The following is a 13,740-nucleotide window of genomic DNA, read 5'->3' on the forward strand; positions in this document are numbered from 1 at the left end:
TCTAAGGAGGTGGGAAAGCAAAACGCCCCAGGGATCGACTCCGCCGGGGCGCTTGCCGTGGGTTTATGGGATCAGGCTGACTTTTCCCGCGGCGTGCGCTGCTGCTTGGCGGCAAGCTGGTCGCGGGGTACGAGCGTCGGGATGGCGTGTTCGAGCACGGACTCGCGGGTGATGACGACGCGGGCCACGTCTTGGCGCGACGGCACTTCGTACATCACCGACTGGAGCACTTCCTCCAGGATCGCGCGCAGCCCGCGGGCGCCGGTGCCGCGCAGGATGGCCTGGTCGGCGATGGCCTCGAGGGCGCCGTCGGTGAACTCCAGCTCCACCCCGTCGAGCTCGAGCAGCTTGCGGTACTGCTTGACCAGCGCGTTGCGCGGCTCGGTGAGGATCTGGATGAGCGCCTCGCGGTCGAGGTTGTGCACCGAGGTGATGACCGGCAGCCGCCCGACGAACTCGGGGATCATGCCGAACTTCAGCAGGTCCTCGGGCATCACGTCGCCGAAGATGTCGGCCGTGTCGACCTCTTCCTTCGACCGGATGATCGCGTTGAAGCCGATGCCCTTCTTGCCGATGCGCGACTCGATGATCTTCTCCAGACCGGCGAACGCGCCACCACAGATGAACAGCACGTTGGTGGTGTCGATCTGGATGAACTCCTGGTGCGGGTGCTTGCGGCCGCCCTGCGGGGGCACGCTGGCCGTGGTGCCCTCCAGGATCTTCAGCAGCGCCTGCTGCACACCCTCACCGGAGACGTCGCGCGTGATCGACGGGTTTTCGCTCTTACGAGCGATCTTGTCGACCTCGTCGATGTAGATGATGCCGGTCTCGGCCTTCTTGACGTCGTAGTCGGCGGCCTGGATGAGCTTGAGGAGGATGTTCTCGACATCCTCACCGACATATCCCGCCTCGGTCAGCGCGGTGGCGTCGGCGATGGCGAACGGCACGTTGAGCATCTTCGCCAGGGTCTGCGCCAGCAGCGTCTTGCCCGAACCGGTGGGCCCGAGCAGCAGGATGTTGCTCTTGGCCAGCTCGAGGCCGTCGTCTCTGCCCCGGTCTCCCGACTGCACCCGCTTGTAGTGGTTGTAGACCGCCACCGAGAGGGCCTTCTTCGCCTTGTCCTGACCGATGACGTAGGCGTCGAGGAACTCGTAGATCTCCCTCGGCTTGGGCAGGTTGTCCCACTTGAGCTCGGAGGACTCCGAGAGCTCCTCCTCGATGATCTCGTTGCAGAGATCAATGCACTCATCGCAGATGTAGACGCCTGGACCGGCAATGAGCTTCTTGACTTGCTTCTGGCTCTTTCCACAGAAAGAGCACTTCAGCAGGTCTCCCCCGTCGCCGATGCGTGCCACCCCAGATACTCCTTTGCGTGGGACCGCCCTGCTCCTGCGAGAGCAGTGTCTCCGGACATCCTCCGGACTTGGCCGAACCGCTCAGGTTTCGACGTTACCGTCTTCTGGGCCCTCAGTGAGCCCCCTAGCGGCGAGTCGCACCGGAACGTGCCCTATTGGGCAGCGCCCCGGTGCGTCACGTCTCGTCTAGGAAGCCACGGCCTGAGCGCGCTTCTTCCTGGACGGGATGATGTCATCGATCAGACCATACGCCTTTGCCTCGTCCGCGTTGAGAATTTTGTCGCGTTCGATGTCCTTGCGGACTTGGGCGGCGGTCTTCCCGGAGTGCCTTGCCACGATGTCCTCGAGGAGGTTTCGCATGCGAAGGATCTCGCGGGCCTGGATCTCGATGTCACTGCCCTGGCCGCCACCCTCGGTGGACGGCTGGTGGATCAGCACCCGGGCGTTGGGCAGCGCGAAGCGCTTGCCCGGGGTGCCGCCGGCCAGCAGCACGGCCGCGGCCGAGGCTGCCTGGCCCAGGCAGACGGTCTGGATCTCCGGCCGGACGAACTGCATCGTGTCGTAGATCGCCGTCATGGCGGTGAAGGAGCCACCCGGCGAGTTGATGTAGATGCTGATGTCACGGTCGGGGTCGAGCGATTCCAGCGTCAGCAGCTGGGCCATCACGTCGTTGGCCGACGCGTCGTCGATCTGCACTCCGAGGAAGATGATGCGGTCCTCGAAGAGCTTGTTGTACGGGTTCATCTCCTTCACGCCATATGACGTGCGCTCGACGAAGGAGGGGAGAACGTAGCGGCTCTGGATGTTCACTTCTCTGCTCCCCCTTAGGAGACCGGGCCCTGTGAGGGCACCTGCCGCGCGCTGCGGACCACGTGGTCGATGAAGCCGTAGTCCTTGGCTTCCTCGGCCGTGAACCAGCGGTCGCGGTCGGAATCGGCCTCGATCTGCTCCAGCGGCTGGCCCGTGTGGTGGGCGATCCGCTCGGCCAGTGTCTTCTTCACGTAGAGCATCTGCTCGGCCTGGATGGCGATGTCGGCCGCGGTGCCGCCGATGCCTCCGGACGGCTGGTGCATCATGACCCGGGCGTGGGGCAGGCCATATCGCTTGCCCTTGGTGCCCGCGGTGAGCAGGAACTGCCCCATCGAAGCGGCCATGCCCATCACAACCGTGGAAACGTCGTTCGGTACGTATTCCATCATGTCGTAGATGGCCATGCCAGCGCTCACCGAGCCACCCGGTGAGTTGATGTAGAGCGTGATGTCACGATCGGGGTCGTCGGCCGCGAGCAGCAGGAGTTCGGCGCAGATGCGGTTGGCGATCTCATCGTTGACTTCCTGCCCGAGCACGATGATGCGCTCCCGGAGCAGGCGCTGGTAAAGCTGGTCCTCAAGCCGGAAGGACGAGCCGTTCTCACGGCCTCGCGACTCAGGCTGATAGAAGGTCGGCGGGCTGGTCACAGCGTCACCTTCCGATGCGTCGTAATCGATTGGCTTTGCTTGTGACCTTAACGCGCGTCGCGCACAGCTCATGCCCGGTCCCCGTACTGTTCGCTGACGGCGCAGGTTCATCGGGCCCTCCTGCGGCGTGGCTCCCTGAAGTGCCGCGCACGGCCTGCTGGACCCCGGACCGGCACCCTGAGGCCACTCGGAGCCCTTCGGGCGCCCACGAGCCTTCTGAGGGCCTCACACGGCCTGCACGCCTTCTTCCGGAGCGTCCCCGGAAAGGCCGAAGCCCCCGGACCGGACGGTTCGGGGGCTTCGGAAAGAGCTTGAGGGCGGTCAGGCCTCGGACTTCTCCCCGGCGGGCTCGTCCTCGGCGGCGGCCTCTTCCTCCACGACCTCCTGGCCGTTGACCTCGGCGTAGATGGCCTTGAGGTCCACCTCGTTGCCGTCGGTGTCGACGACCTTGGCGGCGTCGCCGAGGACCGACTTGGCCTTGTCGCGCACGATCTCGACCATGGCCAGCGTGAGCTGGTCGTTGTCGGCGAGGTGCTTGGCCAGCTCGTTGGGCTGCACGCCCATCTCCATGGCGCGGCGCACGACGAAGTTGGTCAGCTCCTGCTCGGAGACGCCCAGCTCCTCGGCCTTGACGATCTTGTCGAGCACGAAGCCGACCTTGATCGCACGGGCGGAGTTGGTCTCGAACTCGGCGAAGCGCTCCTCCTCCGTCGTCTGGTAGAGACGGAAGAAGGCGTCGCGGCTCAGACCGCTCTCGGCCACCTGGTGGTTGAGGTTGTGCTTGCGGGCGTCGACCTCGGCCTTGAGCGCGCTGTCGGGCAGCGGGATGTCGATCTGCTCCAGCAGCGTGTCGAGGGCCTTCTCGCGGGCCTGGACGACCTGGTCGATCAGCTTGTTGCGGCGGGCCTGCTCGCGGATGCTGGTCTTGAGCTCGTCGAGCGTGTCGAACTCGCTGGCGAGCTGGGCGAACTCGTCGTCGAGCTCGGGCAGGACCTTCTCCTTGACCGACTTGACGGTGATGATCACGTCGGCCTCGTCGCCGGCGTTCTCGCCGCCGACGAGCTCGGTCTTGAAGCTCTTCTCCTCGCCCGCGGACATGCCCTCGAGCGCGGCGTCGAGGCCCTGGAGCACGGAGCCGGCGCCGACCTCGTAGGAGACCTCGCTGGCCTGCTGCTCCTCGATGTTGGCGCCGTCGATCTCGGCGCGCAGGTCCATGACGACGAAGTCGCCGTTGGCGGCCGCGCGCTCGACGCCGGTCAGCGTCGCGAAACGCTGGCGCAGGGCGTTGAGCTGGGCGTCGACGTCCTCGTCGGAGACCTCGGCGGAGTCGACCGTGACCTCGAGGCCCTGGTAGTCGGGAACCTCGAAGTTGGGCCGGATGTCGACCTCGGCGGTGAACTCGATCTGCTCGCCGTCCTCGATCTTGGTGACCTCGATGTCGGGCTGCGCGACCGGGAACACGTCGACCTCGTCGACGGCCTTGCCGTACAGCTTGGGCACCGCGTCGTTGAGGGTCTCCTCCAGCACTACCGCCCGGCCGAAGCGCTGCTCGATGATGCGGGCCGGAACCTTGCCAGGCCGGAACCCGGGGACGCGCACCTGCTGCGCGACCTTCTTGTACGCCGCATCCATGCTCGGGCGCAGCTCGTCGAACGGCACCTCGACAGTGAGCTTGACCCGGGTCGGGCTGAGCTCCTCGACAGCGGTCTTCACGGAATGGTCTCCTTGATCAAGCTACGAGTGATCGCGGGCGCGTCCATCGGTTACGGCACACGCGCCGCGCCCACATGTGCGGTGTTGGGCATGCTCCGCTACGGCGGGATCCAACGCCGATGGCCAGTCTAGGGCAGATGCGTACCCAACAACGACGTCCGCGCCGTCACAAGTCGCCCGCGATCATCCGTAACCGTCCGTCAGAACTCGTCCGCGATCGTCCGCAACAGCTCGACCGTCTCGTCCGGGGTGGTGCTCACGGCGCAGAGCCGCTCCATCACCTCGGTGTATCGGTCCACGTCCTCACGCTTGTCGAGGTAGAGCGCGCTGGCCAACTGCTCGACGTACACGACGTCGGGCAGATCGGTGTCGGGGAAGCGCAGGACGCTGAACGCCCCGCCTTCCGCGCTGTGCCCGCCGAAACTGAACGGCATGATCTGGATCGTGATCTTGGGCTGGCGCATCAGGTCGATGAGGTGCTCGATCTGGGCCCGCATCACCTCGACGCCGCCGATGGGGCGTCGTAGGGCGGCCTCGTCGATCACGGCCCAGAACACCGGCCCGTCCTGCCTGTCGAACATCCTCTGGCGCTCCAGCCGGAGATCCACTCTTCTGGAGATCTCCTCGGCCCCGATTCCCGCCGATCCGGCGGTCACGACGGCCCTTGCGTACTCCTTGGTCTGCAGCAGTCCTGGCACGAACTGGACTTCGTAGGTCCTGATCCTGGCGGCGGCCTCTTCAAGGCCGACGTACGCCTGGAACCACGTGGGCAGGACATCGTTGAACCGGTGCCACCAACCAGGCTCGTTGGCGGTGGCGACCAGGTCGAGTACGGCGGAGCGGGCCTGCTTGTCGACGACCCCGTAGAGGGTCAGCAGGTCCGCCACGTCCCGTTCTTTGAACCCCACCCGGCCCAGCTCCATGCGGCTGATCTTGGATTCGGAGCCACGGATGAGGTGGCCCGCCTCCTCGCGGGTGACGTTCTTCGCTTCCCTGAGCTTGCGCAGCTGGGAGCCCAGGAGGATGCGCAGCGCCGTCGGTCCGGAACCCGGCTGGTTCTGCGTCACTTTGCCTCCTATCAAGGTCCGCACACACAGTGACACCACATTGCCGGGTATGACAAGGTCTCAACCTCGTGTCCGATTAGCAGAGTTATGCCCCAAAACGCCGCTTGCTACTGCACAATGCAAGTGCACGTGCATTTGGGTCTTGCAGGTGCAGCGATCGTGACCCATGATGGCTTAGTGCATATTGGGCCAAACATGCACTAAGTCGGGCTGAACGGGGAGGTATCGGCAGCATGGTGGAGGATCCTCTGGCCACTGCCGATGCGTTGCAAATCACCCGCGAAGTGGGCTTCGACCATCTGCTCATGGGTGGCAAGCCGTACACGACCTCGTGCCCGTTGCCCTTCCAGGCCGACTCCGTGAAGACGGCCAGGGACGTGACCCGCTCGACCCTGAAGGGCTGGGGCCTGCACGAACTCAGCGACGACGCCGCGCTGGTGGTCTCGGAGCTGGTGACCAACGCGGTGCGGTACGCGATGTACGCGGCGGGCCGGCGCGAGATCGAGCTCTTGCTGATGCGCGTACAGCCGCACGTGCTGCTGGCCGTGGCCGACCCCAGCGACGAGGTGCCGCGCCCCAAGGAGCCGGATTTCATCTCGGAGAACGGGCGCGGCCTCTACATCGTCGAGACCTACAGCCAGTGCTGGGGCTGGGACCCGCTGGCCCGCGGCGGCAAGGCCGTGTGGGCGTTGTTCCGCACCGAGCCCTGATCGGTCCCGTTACTCTCCGGTCACCCCGTCGATGCGCTCGCGCAGCAGGTCCGCGTGACCGTTGTGCCGCGCGTACTCCTCGATCATGTGGATGAGGATCCAGCGATGGGTGCAGTCCTGCCCCCTGTGGTCGCCGACGGCGTCCAGCGGCTTGGCGTCCGAGATGGCGCGGGCGCGCTCGACCTCCTCTTCCCACGTGGCGAAGGCCTCCTTGACGGAGGCGGTGTCCACTTCCTTGAAGTCGGCGTCGTTGTCGCGGTCCTTGTCCCAGAGCTTGGGCAGGTCCTCGCCGTTGAGCACGCGGCGGAACCAGGAGCGTTCGACGTGCGCCATGTGCCGGACCAGGCCGAGCAGGGACAGGGTCGAGGGTGCGGCGGAGCGCAGGCGCAGCTGGTCGTCCGACAGGCCCGCGCACTTGACGGCGAGGGTGCCGCGGTGCCATTCGAGCCAGTTGTTCAGCGTGGTCCGCTCGTCGCCCGTGCGAGGGGGCGGGATCCGGGTGTCAGTCATGAGGTCCGACCTTACCCAGCTCAGTACATCGAGATGTGAACGTGGTCGTAGTGGTTCTCGGTGACGCTGCCGCGGTCCGACATGGCCCGCCAGCCCGAGCCCGTGTTGATGCGCTGCTTCCAGATCACGTACTTGACGCCGAGCTTGCCCTTGTTCTTGAGCGCCCAGTCCGCGATGCGGTCGCCCAGGGCGTTGTTGATGGCCGCGGGCATCGTGCCGCCCGTGCTCATCATGAAGTCGCAGGCCCGCCCCAGGGGGTGCTCGCCGCTGGAGCCCGAGCGGAAGCACCCCACCGTGTACGGCAGCTTGAAGTTCTTGGCCAGCTCCGCCTTCATCAGCCGCGTGCGGGCCGTGATGTTGTCCGAGCCCGAGGGCAGCTCGGGCGCCCAGCTCCCGTCGGACTTGCGGCCCGGGCCGAGCGGCACGAGGTCCTGGAGCTTCTTCTTGATGTCGTCGATGACGTCCTCGGCCTCGGCGCGCTGTGCGGTCACCTCCTTGGCGTCCACGCCGATCTGGGTGGCCAGCGCGGCGGCCTCGTCGGAGGCCCTCTTCTTGTCGTCGCGGGCCCTGGCCACCCCCTGGACCATGGCCTGCTGCTCGGCCGTGAGCTGCTCGAGCAGGGCGGCGGCGCCGCCGTTCTGGGCCATCAGGATGGAGGGCAGCGACGGGTCGTGGCTCTGGTAGCGCATCCTGGCGAGGTCGCCGACCCGCCGCTCGGCGGTGTCCAGCGTCTTCTCCGCGACCGCCAGCCGCTCCTTGGCCGCTTTGGCGGCCTCCTGCGCCCTGGCCAGCTCGACGCGCTTGAGGTTGTACTTCTCGATGAGCTTGTCGATCTTGCTGTTGAGCTGCTTGAGCTGGGCGCGGAGCTCGGCCTCCGACGGCTTGGGAGCCGCCGAGGCCGCGGTCGCCGGCAGGAGCGCGACGGCGGCGGCGGTGACGAGGCCGATGGCAAGAGTCGCGGGGGACGGAGCCGCCACGTGCATGTTCCTCTCCCTCTGCCGGCCGGGTTAGCTGACGGGTTCGGGCTGGGAGCTGCGTGCCCTACCACCGAAGTGGATTCACCCCAGGTGCGGGTGGGTCCCCGGCTCCCGGGCGACTCGCCCGGGATTAGGCGTGCGTCAGCTGTTACGGCTGACACAAAAGGGATATTAGTGGTAGATCACGAGTCACGCGACCCCCATTAGAAATCTAATAGTGATCTACTTGTGATCGAATCATCCGGGCGGCCTCCTCCGGCAGCACGTCGTTCACGAAGGCCCCCATCGCGGACTCCGACCCGGCGAGATACTTGAGCTTGCCCGGCGCCCGCCTGATGCTGAACAGCTCCAGGTGCAGGTAGCCGAGCTCGCGGTCCTGCCGCACGGGCGCCTGGTGCCAGGCCGAGATGTACGGCATCACCACGCCGAACAGGTCGTCGAAGGCCCGCAGCACCGAGGTGTAGAGAGGCGCGAACGCCGAGCGCTCCTCCTCCGTCAGCGCGGCCAGATCGGGCACCTGCCGGTGCGGGTAGATGTGCACCTCGTACGGCCACCGCGCCGCGGCCGGCACGAACGCCGTCCACAGCTCGTTGGCGGCCACCACGCGCGTCCCGGCGGCCCGCTCGGCGGCCAGCACGTCGGCGAACAGGTTGCCCTTCGAGTAACGCCTGGCGGCGGCGAGCTGGAGCCTGGTCCTGGGCGTGACGTACGGGTAGGCGTAGATCTGGCCGTGCGGGTGGGCCAGCGTGATGCCGATCTCCTCGCCCCGGTTCTCGAAGCAGAACACCTGCTCCACGCCCTCGATCCCGGACAGCTCGGCCGTCCGGTCGGCCCACGCCTCCATGACCAGCTCCACCTGGCCGTCGGAGAGCCTGGAGAACGACGACGAATGCTCAGAGGTGAAGCAGACCACCTCGCACCGCCCCACTCCCGGCCGGACCTCACTCAGGCCCCCCACATCTGTATAAGTCCCGAAATTTGTGGAGAAGGAGGGGAATCGGTTCTCGAACACCACCACGTCGTAGTCGTACGCCGGGATCTCCGACGAGCGCGTGTCCGACGACGGGCACAGCGGGCACTCGCTCGCCGAGCCGGTCGGCTGGAACGTGCGCGTCTGCCGGTGCCCCGCCACCGCGATCCACTCCTCGGTCAGCGGGTCGTAACGCAGCTCGGAGGCCACCGGCCGGGGGTCGAGCACCCGCCGGTCGATCGCGCCGCGATCGGCGTCGTCCCGCCGATCGAAGTAGATCAGCTCACGGCCGTCGGCCAGGTGGGTGATGGTGCGCTTCACGAGCCCTCCGCGATGATCAGTTCTCCGGCCCGTTCGGCCAGCTCCATGCGTGCGTCCTCAGGCAGCCCCGCGTCGCTGATGACCACGTCGGCCTCGGTCAGCTCGGCGATGGTGCTGATGCCGACCGTGTTCCACTTCGTGTGGTCGGCGGGGATGACCAGCCGGCCGGCGGCCGTCACCAGCTCCCTGTCGGTCTCCGACTCCAGCAGGTTGGGGGTGGTGAACCCGGCCCGCACGCTCATCCCGTGCACGCCGAGGAACAGCGTGTCCACGTGCAGGCGGCGGATCGCGGCCACGGCCACCGGGCCCACCAGCGCGTCGGACGGCGTGCGCACGCCGCCGGTCAGCACGACCGTGCGGTCGGGACGCGGGTTGCGGTGGAACACCTCGGCGACGGGGATCGAATTGGTGATCACGGTCAGCTCGGGGACGGCGATCAGGTGGCGGGCCAGCGCCCACGTGGTGGTGCCCGCCGAGAGGGCCACGGCCGTGCCCGGCCGGACGAGGCCGGCCGCCCGGCGCGCGATGATTTCCTTCTCCTGCTGCTGGCGGGCCGACTTGGCGGTGAAGCCGGGCTCCTCGGTGGAGCCGGGGCCGAGGGCGGTGGCGCCGCCGTGCACCTTCTCCAGCAGCCCGCGCTCGGCCAGCACCTCGAGGTCCCGACGGATGGTCATGTCGGATACGCCGAGCTCGCGGACCAGGTCCGCGACCCGGACGCCGCCGTTGCTGCGCACACGTTCGAGGATCGTCTGCTGACGCTGCTGTGCGAGCACGCCCGCTCCTTCCAACAGATTCCACCAAATTATGACACGGAATTGTTGGGGAATGTTAGTTCGCGTGCTGCGCTTGCGCTGGTCAGCACGGGCGGGGAGGCTCGTGGCGTAGCCGATCATTGGCCCGATCACCGGAGGTGAGCTTATGGCCAGGCGCTCACGCAAGGGCAAGGCACGTAAGAAGAAGAAGGCGAACCACGGCAAGCGCCCCACGGCGCGTTGACCGGGTGGCCGCCTCTCGCGGCGGCCACCCCGCCGTCATCCCGGCAGCTCGGTCAGGGCCTGCTCGATGCGGTCCTGCGGCAGCGTGTAGTCCTCCAGGTGCCCGGCCAGGTAGCGGTCGTACGCGCCCAGGTCGAAGTGGCCGTGGCCGCAGAGTGCGGTCAGGATCACCTTCTCCTCGCCGCTCTCCTTGCACCGCAGGGCCTCGGCGATCGTCTCCGCGAGCGCGTGCGTGGGCTCCGGGGCGGGCACGATGCCCTCGGTCCTGGCGAAGCGGACACCGGCCTCGAAACACTCGCTCTGGGCGCGGGTGACCGCCTCGAACAGGCCCAGCTCGTACATGTGCGACAGCAGCGGCGACATGCCGTGGTAGCGCAGGCCGCCCGCGTGGATCGGGTCGGGGACGAATCCGTGCCCCAGCGTGTGCATCTTGAGCAGCGGCGTGAGGCCCGCGGTGTCGCCGAAGTCGTAGGCGTACACGCCGCGGGTGAACGACGGGCAGGCGGCCGGCTCGACCGCCCTGAACACCGTCTCGATCCGCCCGGCCAGCTTCTCGCGCAGGAACGGGAAGGTGAGGCCGGCGAAGTTCGAGCCGCCGCCGGTGCAGCCGATGACCAGGTCCGGCATCTCGGGCAGCTGTTCCAGCGCCTCCTCGCCGATCACGGTCTGGTGCAGGAGCACGTGGTTGAGGACCGAGCCGAGCGCGTACCGGGCGTCGGGCGTGGCGGCGGCCACCTCGACGGCCTCGCTGATCGCGATGCCCAGGCTGCCGGGCGAGTCCGGGTCGTCCGCCAGCACCTTGCCGCCCGAGCCGGTGAGGGGCGACGGGCTGGCGTGGACGGTGGCGCCGTACACCTGCATGAGAGAGCGGCGGTACGGCTTCTGGTCGTACGAGGCGCGCACCATCCAGATCTGGCACTCGAGGTCGAACTGGGAGCAGGCGAACGCCAGGGCCGACCCCCACTGCCCGGCGCCCGTCTCGGTGGTCAGCAGCCGCACCCCTTCGCGGGCGTTGTAGTACGCCTGGGGCACGGCCGTGTTCGCCTTGTGCGACCCGGCGGGCGAGACCCCCTCGTACTTGTAGTAGATCCTGGCCGGCGTGCCGAGGGCCTTCTCGAGCCGGCGCGCCCGGATCAGCGGCGTCGGCCGCCAGAGCCGGTAGACGTCGAGCACCTCTTGCGGGATCGGGACGAACCGCTCACCGCTCACCTCCTGGCCGATCAGCTCCGTCGGGAAGAGCGGAGCCAGGTCGCCGGGCCCCACGGGCTCGCGCGTCGCCGGGTGCAGCGGCGGCGGAGGCGGGGCGGGCAGGTCGGGAACGATGTTGTACCAGTGGCTGGGGATCATCGCCCCAGTCTGCGCCGCTCCCGCGCCACGTTCCAGCACCCCGCGCCGCGTCCCGGCGTCACGCGTCGCGTCCCGGCGTCACGCGTCGCGTCCCGGCGTCACGCGTCGCGGGTCATGACGGCGAGTCTGCGGGGATGGTCGGCCCTGACCACGACGTCGGCCGCCTGCTGGGGGCGCGCCTCACGCTCGTACCGCTCGTACGCGGGCAGCCGCCACCGCTCGTCCTCGGCCGTCCCGCGCTCCAGCGCCCCTGCCGACAGCCACACGTGCACGCTCACCTCGAACGCCAGCCCCCGCCCCAGCAGCAGCGTCCCGTCCACGATCAGCACGCCGCCCGGCGGCAGCTCCTCGTACGACGCCCGGTAGGCGCGGTCGACCCGGCTGTCCCAGAGCCGCGGCAGCACCCGCCCCGAGCCGCCCTCGTCCAAGGGCTCCAGCACTTCCCTGCGGAGCGCCTTGACGTCGAGCCAGTCCTCGTAGAAGGCGTCCGGATCGGTCCTGCCGTGCTCCAGTCGCAGCGACGCGGGCCGCAGGAAGTCGTCCGCCGACACACGCAGCACCGGCCGCCCGCGCATCCGGAGCGGGGCGACGAGCTCGTCCGCCAGCGCCCCGGGACGCGCCGGCGGAGCCCCGTCCACGGCCATCCGCACCCACCCCGGGCGTCCGGCGACCAGCTCGGCCAGCTCCTCGACGAGGCCGTCACGGGAGATCGCTCGCGCGCGCATGCCTACGATCGCACGCCCGCCGCGAACCGGTCACTCACGTCCCTGAGAACCGCGCCGGCGAGGTGGAGGAGGGGACAGGCGGGCACCATCCCCCAAGGATAGGCACACCCGCGAGGTCGGCCCCCGCCCACTGTCTCGCCGGCTCGGGCAGACGTTCGTCGTCCACCTCGGCCAGGGTGTCGCGCACGGACGCCGGCAGCTCGAAGATCCCCGGCCCGTCCAGGTACGGCGAGTCCGGCGGCAGCGCCTCCCACTCCTCGTCCGTCTGAGGCGCCCCTTCGCCCGGTGGGTAGATCTCCTCCACCTCGACCAGATCACCCGTCGGAGGAACCCCGCGGATCAGCCCGACGAGCTCGGCGAGGTCCACCTGCGGGGCGATGCCCTTCGCGTGCACCCCGTCGAAGACCGGCCGGCCCGGCAGGACGGGAGTCTCCGTGCGCCCGAGGTCCGGCCGCACCGTCGCCGCCTCGCGGTCCGCGGCCTGGTAATGGTCGTAAAGAACGCCCACGTTGCGACTCCGCCTCGTCGGACAGAATTTCGTGAAAGAACTCGAAAGGCCAGGTCGCCTCAAGAGGCTGACCTGGCCTTTCGCCGTCCGGAGCGGACGACGGGAATCGAACCCGCGTAGCTATTTTGGAAGATTTCGGCTCATGATCCCCTGGCGTGCTCCCCCTCTGGTCAGAGGCTGTGCGGCCCTGCCCTCGAGTCCCTGCCACTCCCCCTTGTTCACCGCCTCATCGGGCACGCAACGGGCACGGCCCTGACGGTCCTGCCCAATCCGCACCAGCAGGTCGGATCTTGGCCGTTGACCGCGGTTCAGCCTGACCCAACGCGCCCGACCGGTTGTACTGGAGCGGCGCACGGCTTTGCATACGGAAAGTAATTGATCGGCAACTGTCTGTTGCAGCATGGTGTTTGAGTTCCAACCAACTCTTCCCGGGAGGCAACCATGCTCGCTCGCCGTCTGCTGGCAGTCGCCGTCATCTCCGCCGCGGTGAGTGCGGCCACCATCCTGCCCGCCGCGGCCTCCACTCACCAGCGCGCCAGCCGCGCCGCCCTGGCCGGGCCCCCAATGTGCATCGACGCCACCAACAACCGCGGCAACGGCACCCAGTTCCGCCTGTGGCAGTGCATGGACCACGCCAACCAGAGGTTCGTCATCGAGGACGGCCTCATCAAGGTGCAAGACACCATCGGTAAGAGCCAGGAGATGTGTCTGGACGCCTCCAACGACCGCGCCAACGGCACCCGGGTGTACCAGTGGCAGTGCATAAGTAACGCCAACCAGCTCTGGGTCGTCCAGAGGGGCCTGATCATCCTCAAGTCCACCCTCAACTCAGGCAATCGCATATGCCTGGACGTCACCAACAGCCGCACCAATGGCGCGCAGGTATACCTGTGGCAGTGTGTCCCCAACAACAACCAGACATTCGTGATCGACGACGGCCAGATCAAGGTCAAGGACACCCTGTCCTGATCTCTGGTCACGTCCGGCGCTTTCCCGATGTGCCGCAGGGCAGCGGTGGCAGGCAGGACAGCAACCCGGTTCCTCGGTGGGCCGGGGCTGAGGAACGAAGTCCCGGGCCGGTCGTC

At 67.9% G+C, this 13,740-nt stretch carries 15 protein-coding genes and 1 riboswitch; of the genes, 3 read left to right on the forward strand and 12 right to left on the reverse strand.

The window, feature by feature from the left end; all coding sequences use genetic code 11:
- Nucleotides 1–71: 71 nt before the first annotated feature.
- From clpX to H4W80_RS22540, 5 genes are all read right to left on the reverse strand, one after another.
- Nucleotides 72–1,355, reverse strand: coding sequence for an ATP-dependent Clp protease ATP-binding subunit ClpX (clpX, locus tag H4W80_RS22520; protein ID WP_185067261.1), 1,284 nt, complete (start codon nucleotides 1,353–1,355; stop codon nucleotides 72–74).
- Between the two features lie 186 nt (nucleotides 1,356–1,541).
- The gene (locus tag H4W80_RS22525; RefSeq protein WP_192786903.1) at nucleotides 1,542–2,165 is read right to left on the reverse strand and encodes an ATP-dependent Clp protease proteolytic subunit; all 624 of its coding nucleotides are present in this window, start codon (nucleotides 2,163–2,165) and stop codon (nucleotides 1,542–1,544) included.
- 14 nt (nucleotides 2,166–2,179) lie between these two features.
- Nucleotides 2,180–2,812: a ClpP family protease gene (locus tag H4W80_RS22530; protein WP_185078200.1), complete on the reverse strand. Its 633-nt coding sequence runs from the start codon at nucleotides 2,810–2,812 to the stop codon at nucleotides 2,180–2,182.
- A gap of 321 nt (nucleotides 2,813–3,133) precedes the next feature.
- Entirely contained in the window at nucleotides 3,134–4,525 is a 1,392-nt protein-coding gene (gene tig, locus H4W80_RS22535; protein WP_192786904.1) for a trigger factor, read from the reverse strand.
- A gap of 200 nt (nucleotides 4,526–4,725) precedes the next feature.
- Nucleotides 4,726–5,592: a helix-turn-helix domain-containing protein gene (locus H4W80_RS22540; RefSeq protein WP_192786905.1), complete on the reverse strand. Its 867-nt coding sequence runs from the start codon at nucleotides 5,590–5,592 to the stop codon at nucleotides 4,726–4,728.
- Nucleotides 5,593–5,825: 233 nt separating this feature from the next.
- Between H4W80_RS22540 and H4W80_RS22545 the strand changes: the two genes are divergently transcribed.
- Nucleotides 5,826–6,302: an ATP-binding protein gene (locus tag H4W80_RS22545; protein ID WP_192786906.1), complete on the forward strand. Its 477-nt coding sequence runs from the start codon at nucleotides 5,826–5,828 to the stop codon at nucleotides 6,300–6,302.
- Nucleotides 6,303–6,311: 9 nt separating this feature from the next.
- Here H4W80_RS22545 and H4W80_RS22550 read toward each other — a convergent pair whose 3' ends face one another.
- The 4 genes from H4W80_RS22550 to H4W80_RS22565 form a co-directional block, all read right to left on the reverse strand.
- The gene (locus tag H4W80_RS22550; RefSeq protein ID WP_192786907.1) at nucleotides 6,312–6,812 is read right to left on the reverse strand and encodes a DinB family protein; all 501 of its coding nucleotides are present in this window, start codon (nucleotides 6,810–6,812) and stop codon (nucleotides 6,312–6,314) included.
- Nucleotides 6,813–6,832: 20 nt separating this feature from the next.
- Nucleotides 6,833–7,795, reverse strand: coding sequence for a coiled-coil domain-containing protein (locus H4W80_RS22555; RefSeq protein ID WP_225963600.1), 963 nt, complete (start codon nucleotides 7,793–7,795; stop codon nucleotides 6,833–6,835).
- Nucleotides 7,795–7,936, reverse strand: a riboswitch (cyclic di-AMP (ydaO/yuaA leader). It overlaps the preceding gene by 1 nt.
- A 64-nt stretch (nucleotides 7,937–8,000) precedes the next feature.
- The gene (gene galT, locus H4W80_RS22560; RefSeq protein WP_192786908.1) at nucleotides 8,001–9,080 is read right to left on the reverse strand and encodes a galactose-1-phosphate uridylyltransferase; all 1,080 of its coding nucleotides are present in this window, start codon (nucleotides 9,078–9,080) and stop codon (nucleotides 8,001–8,003) included.
- Complete coding sequence (locus H4W80_RS22565) at nucleotides 9,077–9,853, reverse strand: DeoR/GlpR family DNA-binding transcription regulator (protein ID WP_192786909.1); 777 nt, start codon at nucleotides 9,851–9,853, stop codon at nucleotides 9,077–9,079. The genes galT and H4W80_RS22565 overlap by 4 nt, the downstream gene beginning before the upstream one ends.
- A gap of 145 nt (nucleotides 9,854–9,998) precedes the next feature.
- On the opposite strand from H4W80_RS22565, the gene H4W80_RS64585 reads away from it, so the two are divergent.
- The gene (locus tag H4W80_RS64585) at nucleotides 9,999–10,076 is read left to right on the forward strand and encodes a 50S ribosomal protein bL37 (protein WP_376776135.1); all 78 of its coding nucleotides are present in this window, start codon (nucleotides 9,999–10,001) and stop codon (nucleotides 10,074–10,076) included.
- Between the two features lie 35 nt (nucleotides 10,077–10,111).
- Here H4W80_RS64585 and H4W80_RS22570 read toward each other — a convergent pair whose 3' ends face one another.
- From H4W80_RS22570 to H4W80_RS22580, 3 genes are all read right to left on the reverse strand, one after another.
- Nucleotides 10,112–11,422 (reverse strand): TrpB-like pyridoxal phosphate-dependent enzyme, encoded by a 1,311-nt coding sequence (locus H4W80_RS22570; RefSeq protein ID WP_192786910.1) that lies wholly within the window; start codon nucleotides 11,420–11,422, stop codon nucleotides 10,112–10,114.
- A gap of 98 nt (nucleotides 11,423–11,520) precedes the next feature.
- Nucleotides 11,521–12,147: a nucleoside/nucleotide kinase family protein gene (locus H4W80_RS22575; protein ID WP_192786911.1), complete on the reverse strand. Its 627-nt coding sequence runs from the start codon at nucleotides 12,145–12,147 to the stop codon at nucleotides 11,521–11,523.
- A 34-nt stretch (nucleotides 12,148–12,181) separates the two neighbouring features.
- Nucleotides 12,182–12,655 (reverse strand): hypothetical protein, encoded by a 474-nt coding sequence (locus H4W80_RS22580; protein WP_192786912.1) that lies wholly within the window; start codon nucleotides 12,653–12,655, stop codon nucleotides 12,182–12,184.
- A 441-nt stretch (nucleotides 12,656–13,096) separates the two neighbouring features.
- On the opposite strand from H4W80_RS22580, the gene H4W80_RS22585 reads away from it, so the two are divergent.
- Entirely contained in the window at nucleotides 13,097–13,624 is a 528-nt protein-coding gene (locus H4W80_RS22585) for an RICIN domain-containing protein (protein WP_192786913.1), read from the forward strand.
- Nucleotides 13,625–13,740 lie beyond the last annotated feature (116 nt).

Source organism: Nonomuraea angiospora (assembly GCF_014873145.1).
Taxonomy (GTDB): domain Bacteria; phylum Actinomycetota; class Actinomycetes; order Streptosporangiales; family Streptosporangiaceae; genus Nonomuraea; species Nonomuraea angiospora.

Excerpts from the sequence above, each read along its gene's own strand:
- H4W80_RS22545 (WP_192786906.1), top strand. The coding sequence starts at position 5,826 with ATGGTGGAGGATCCTCTGGCCACTGCCGATGCGTTGCAAATCACCCGC.
- H4W80_RS22550 (WP_192786907.1), bottom strand. The coding sequence starts at position 6,812 with ATGACTGACACCCGGATCCCGCCCCCTCGCACGGGCGACGAGCGGACC.
- H4W80_RS22555 (WP_225963600.1), bottom strand. The coding sequence starts at position 7,795 with ATGCACGTGGCGGCTCCGTCCCCCGCGACTCTTGCCATCGGCCTCGTC.
- H4W80_RS64585 (WP_376776135.1), top strand. The coding sequence starts at position 9,999 with ATGGCCAGGCGCTCACGCAAGGGCAAGGCACGTAAGAAGAAGAAGGCG.
- H4W80_RS22570 (WP_192786910.1), bottom strand. The coding sequence starts at position 11,422 with ATGATCCCCAGCCACTGGTACAACATCGTTCCCGACCTGCCCGCCCCG.
- H4W80_RS22575 (WP_192786911.1), bottom strand. The coding sequence starts at position 12,147 with ATGCGCGCGCGAGCGATCTCCCGTGACGGCCTCGTCGAGGAGCTGGCC.
- H4W80_RS22585 (WP_192786913.1), top strand. The coding sequence starts at position 13,097 with ATGCTCGCTCGCCGTCTGCTGGCAGTCGCCGTCATCTCCGCCGCGGTG.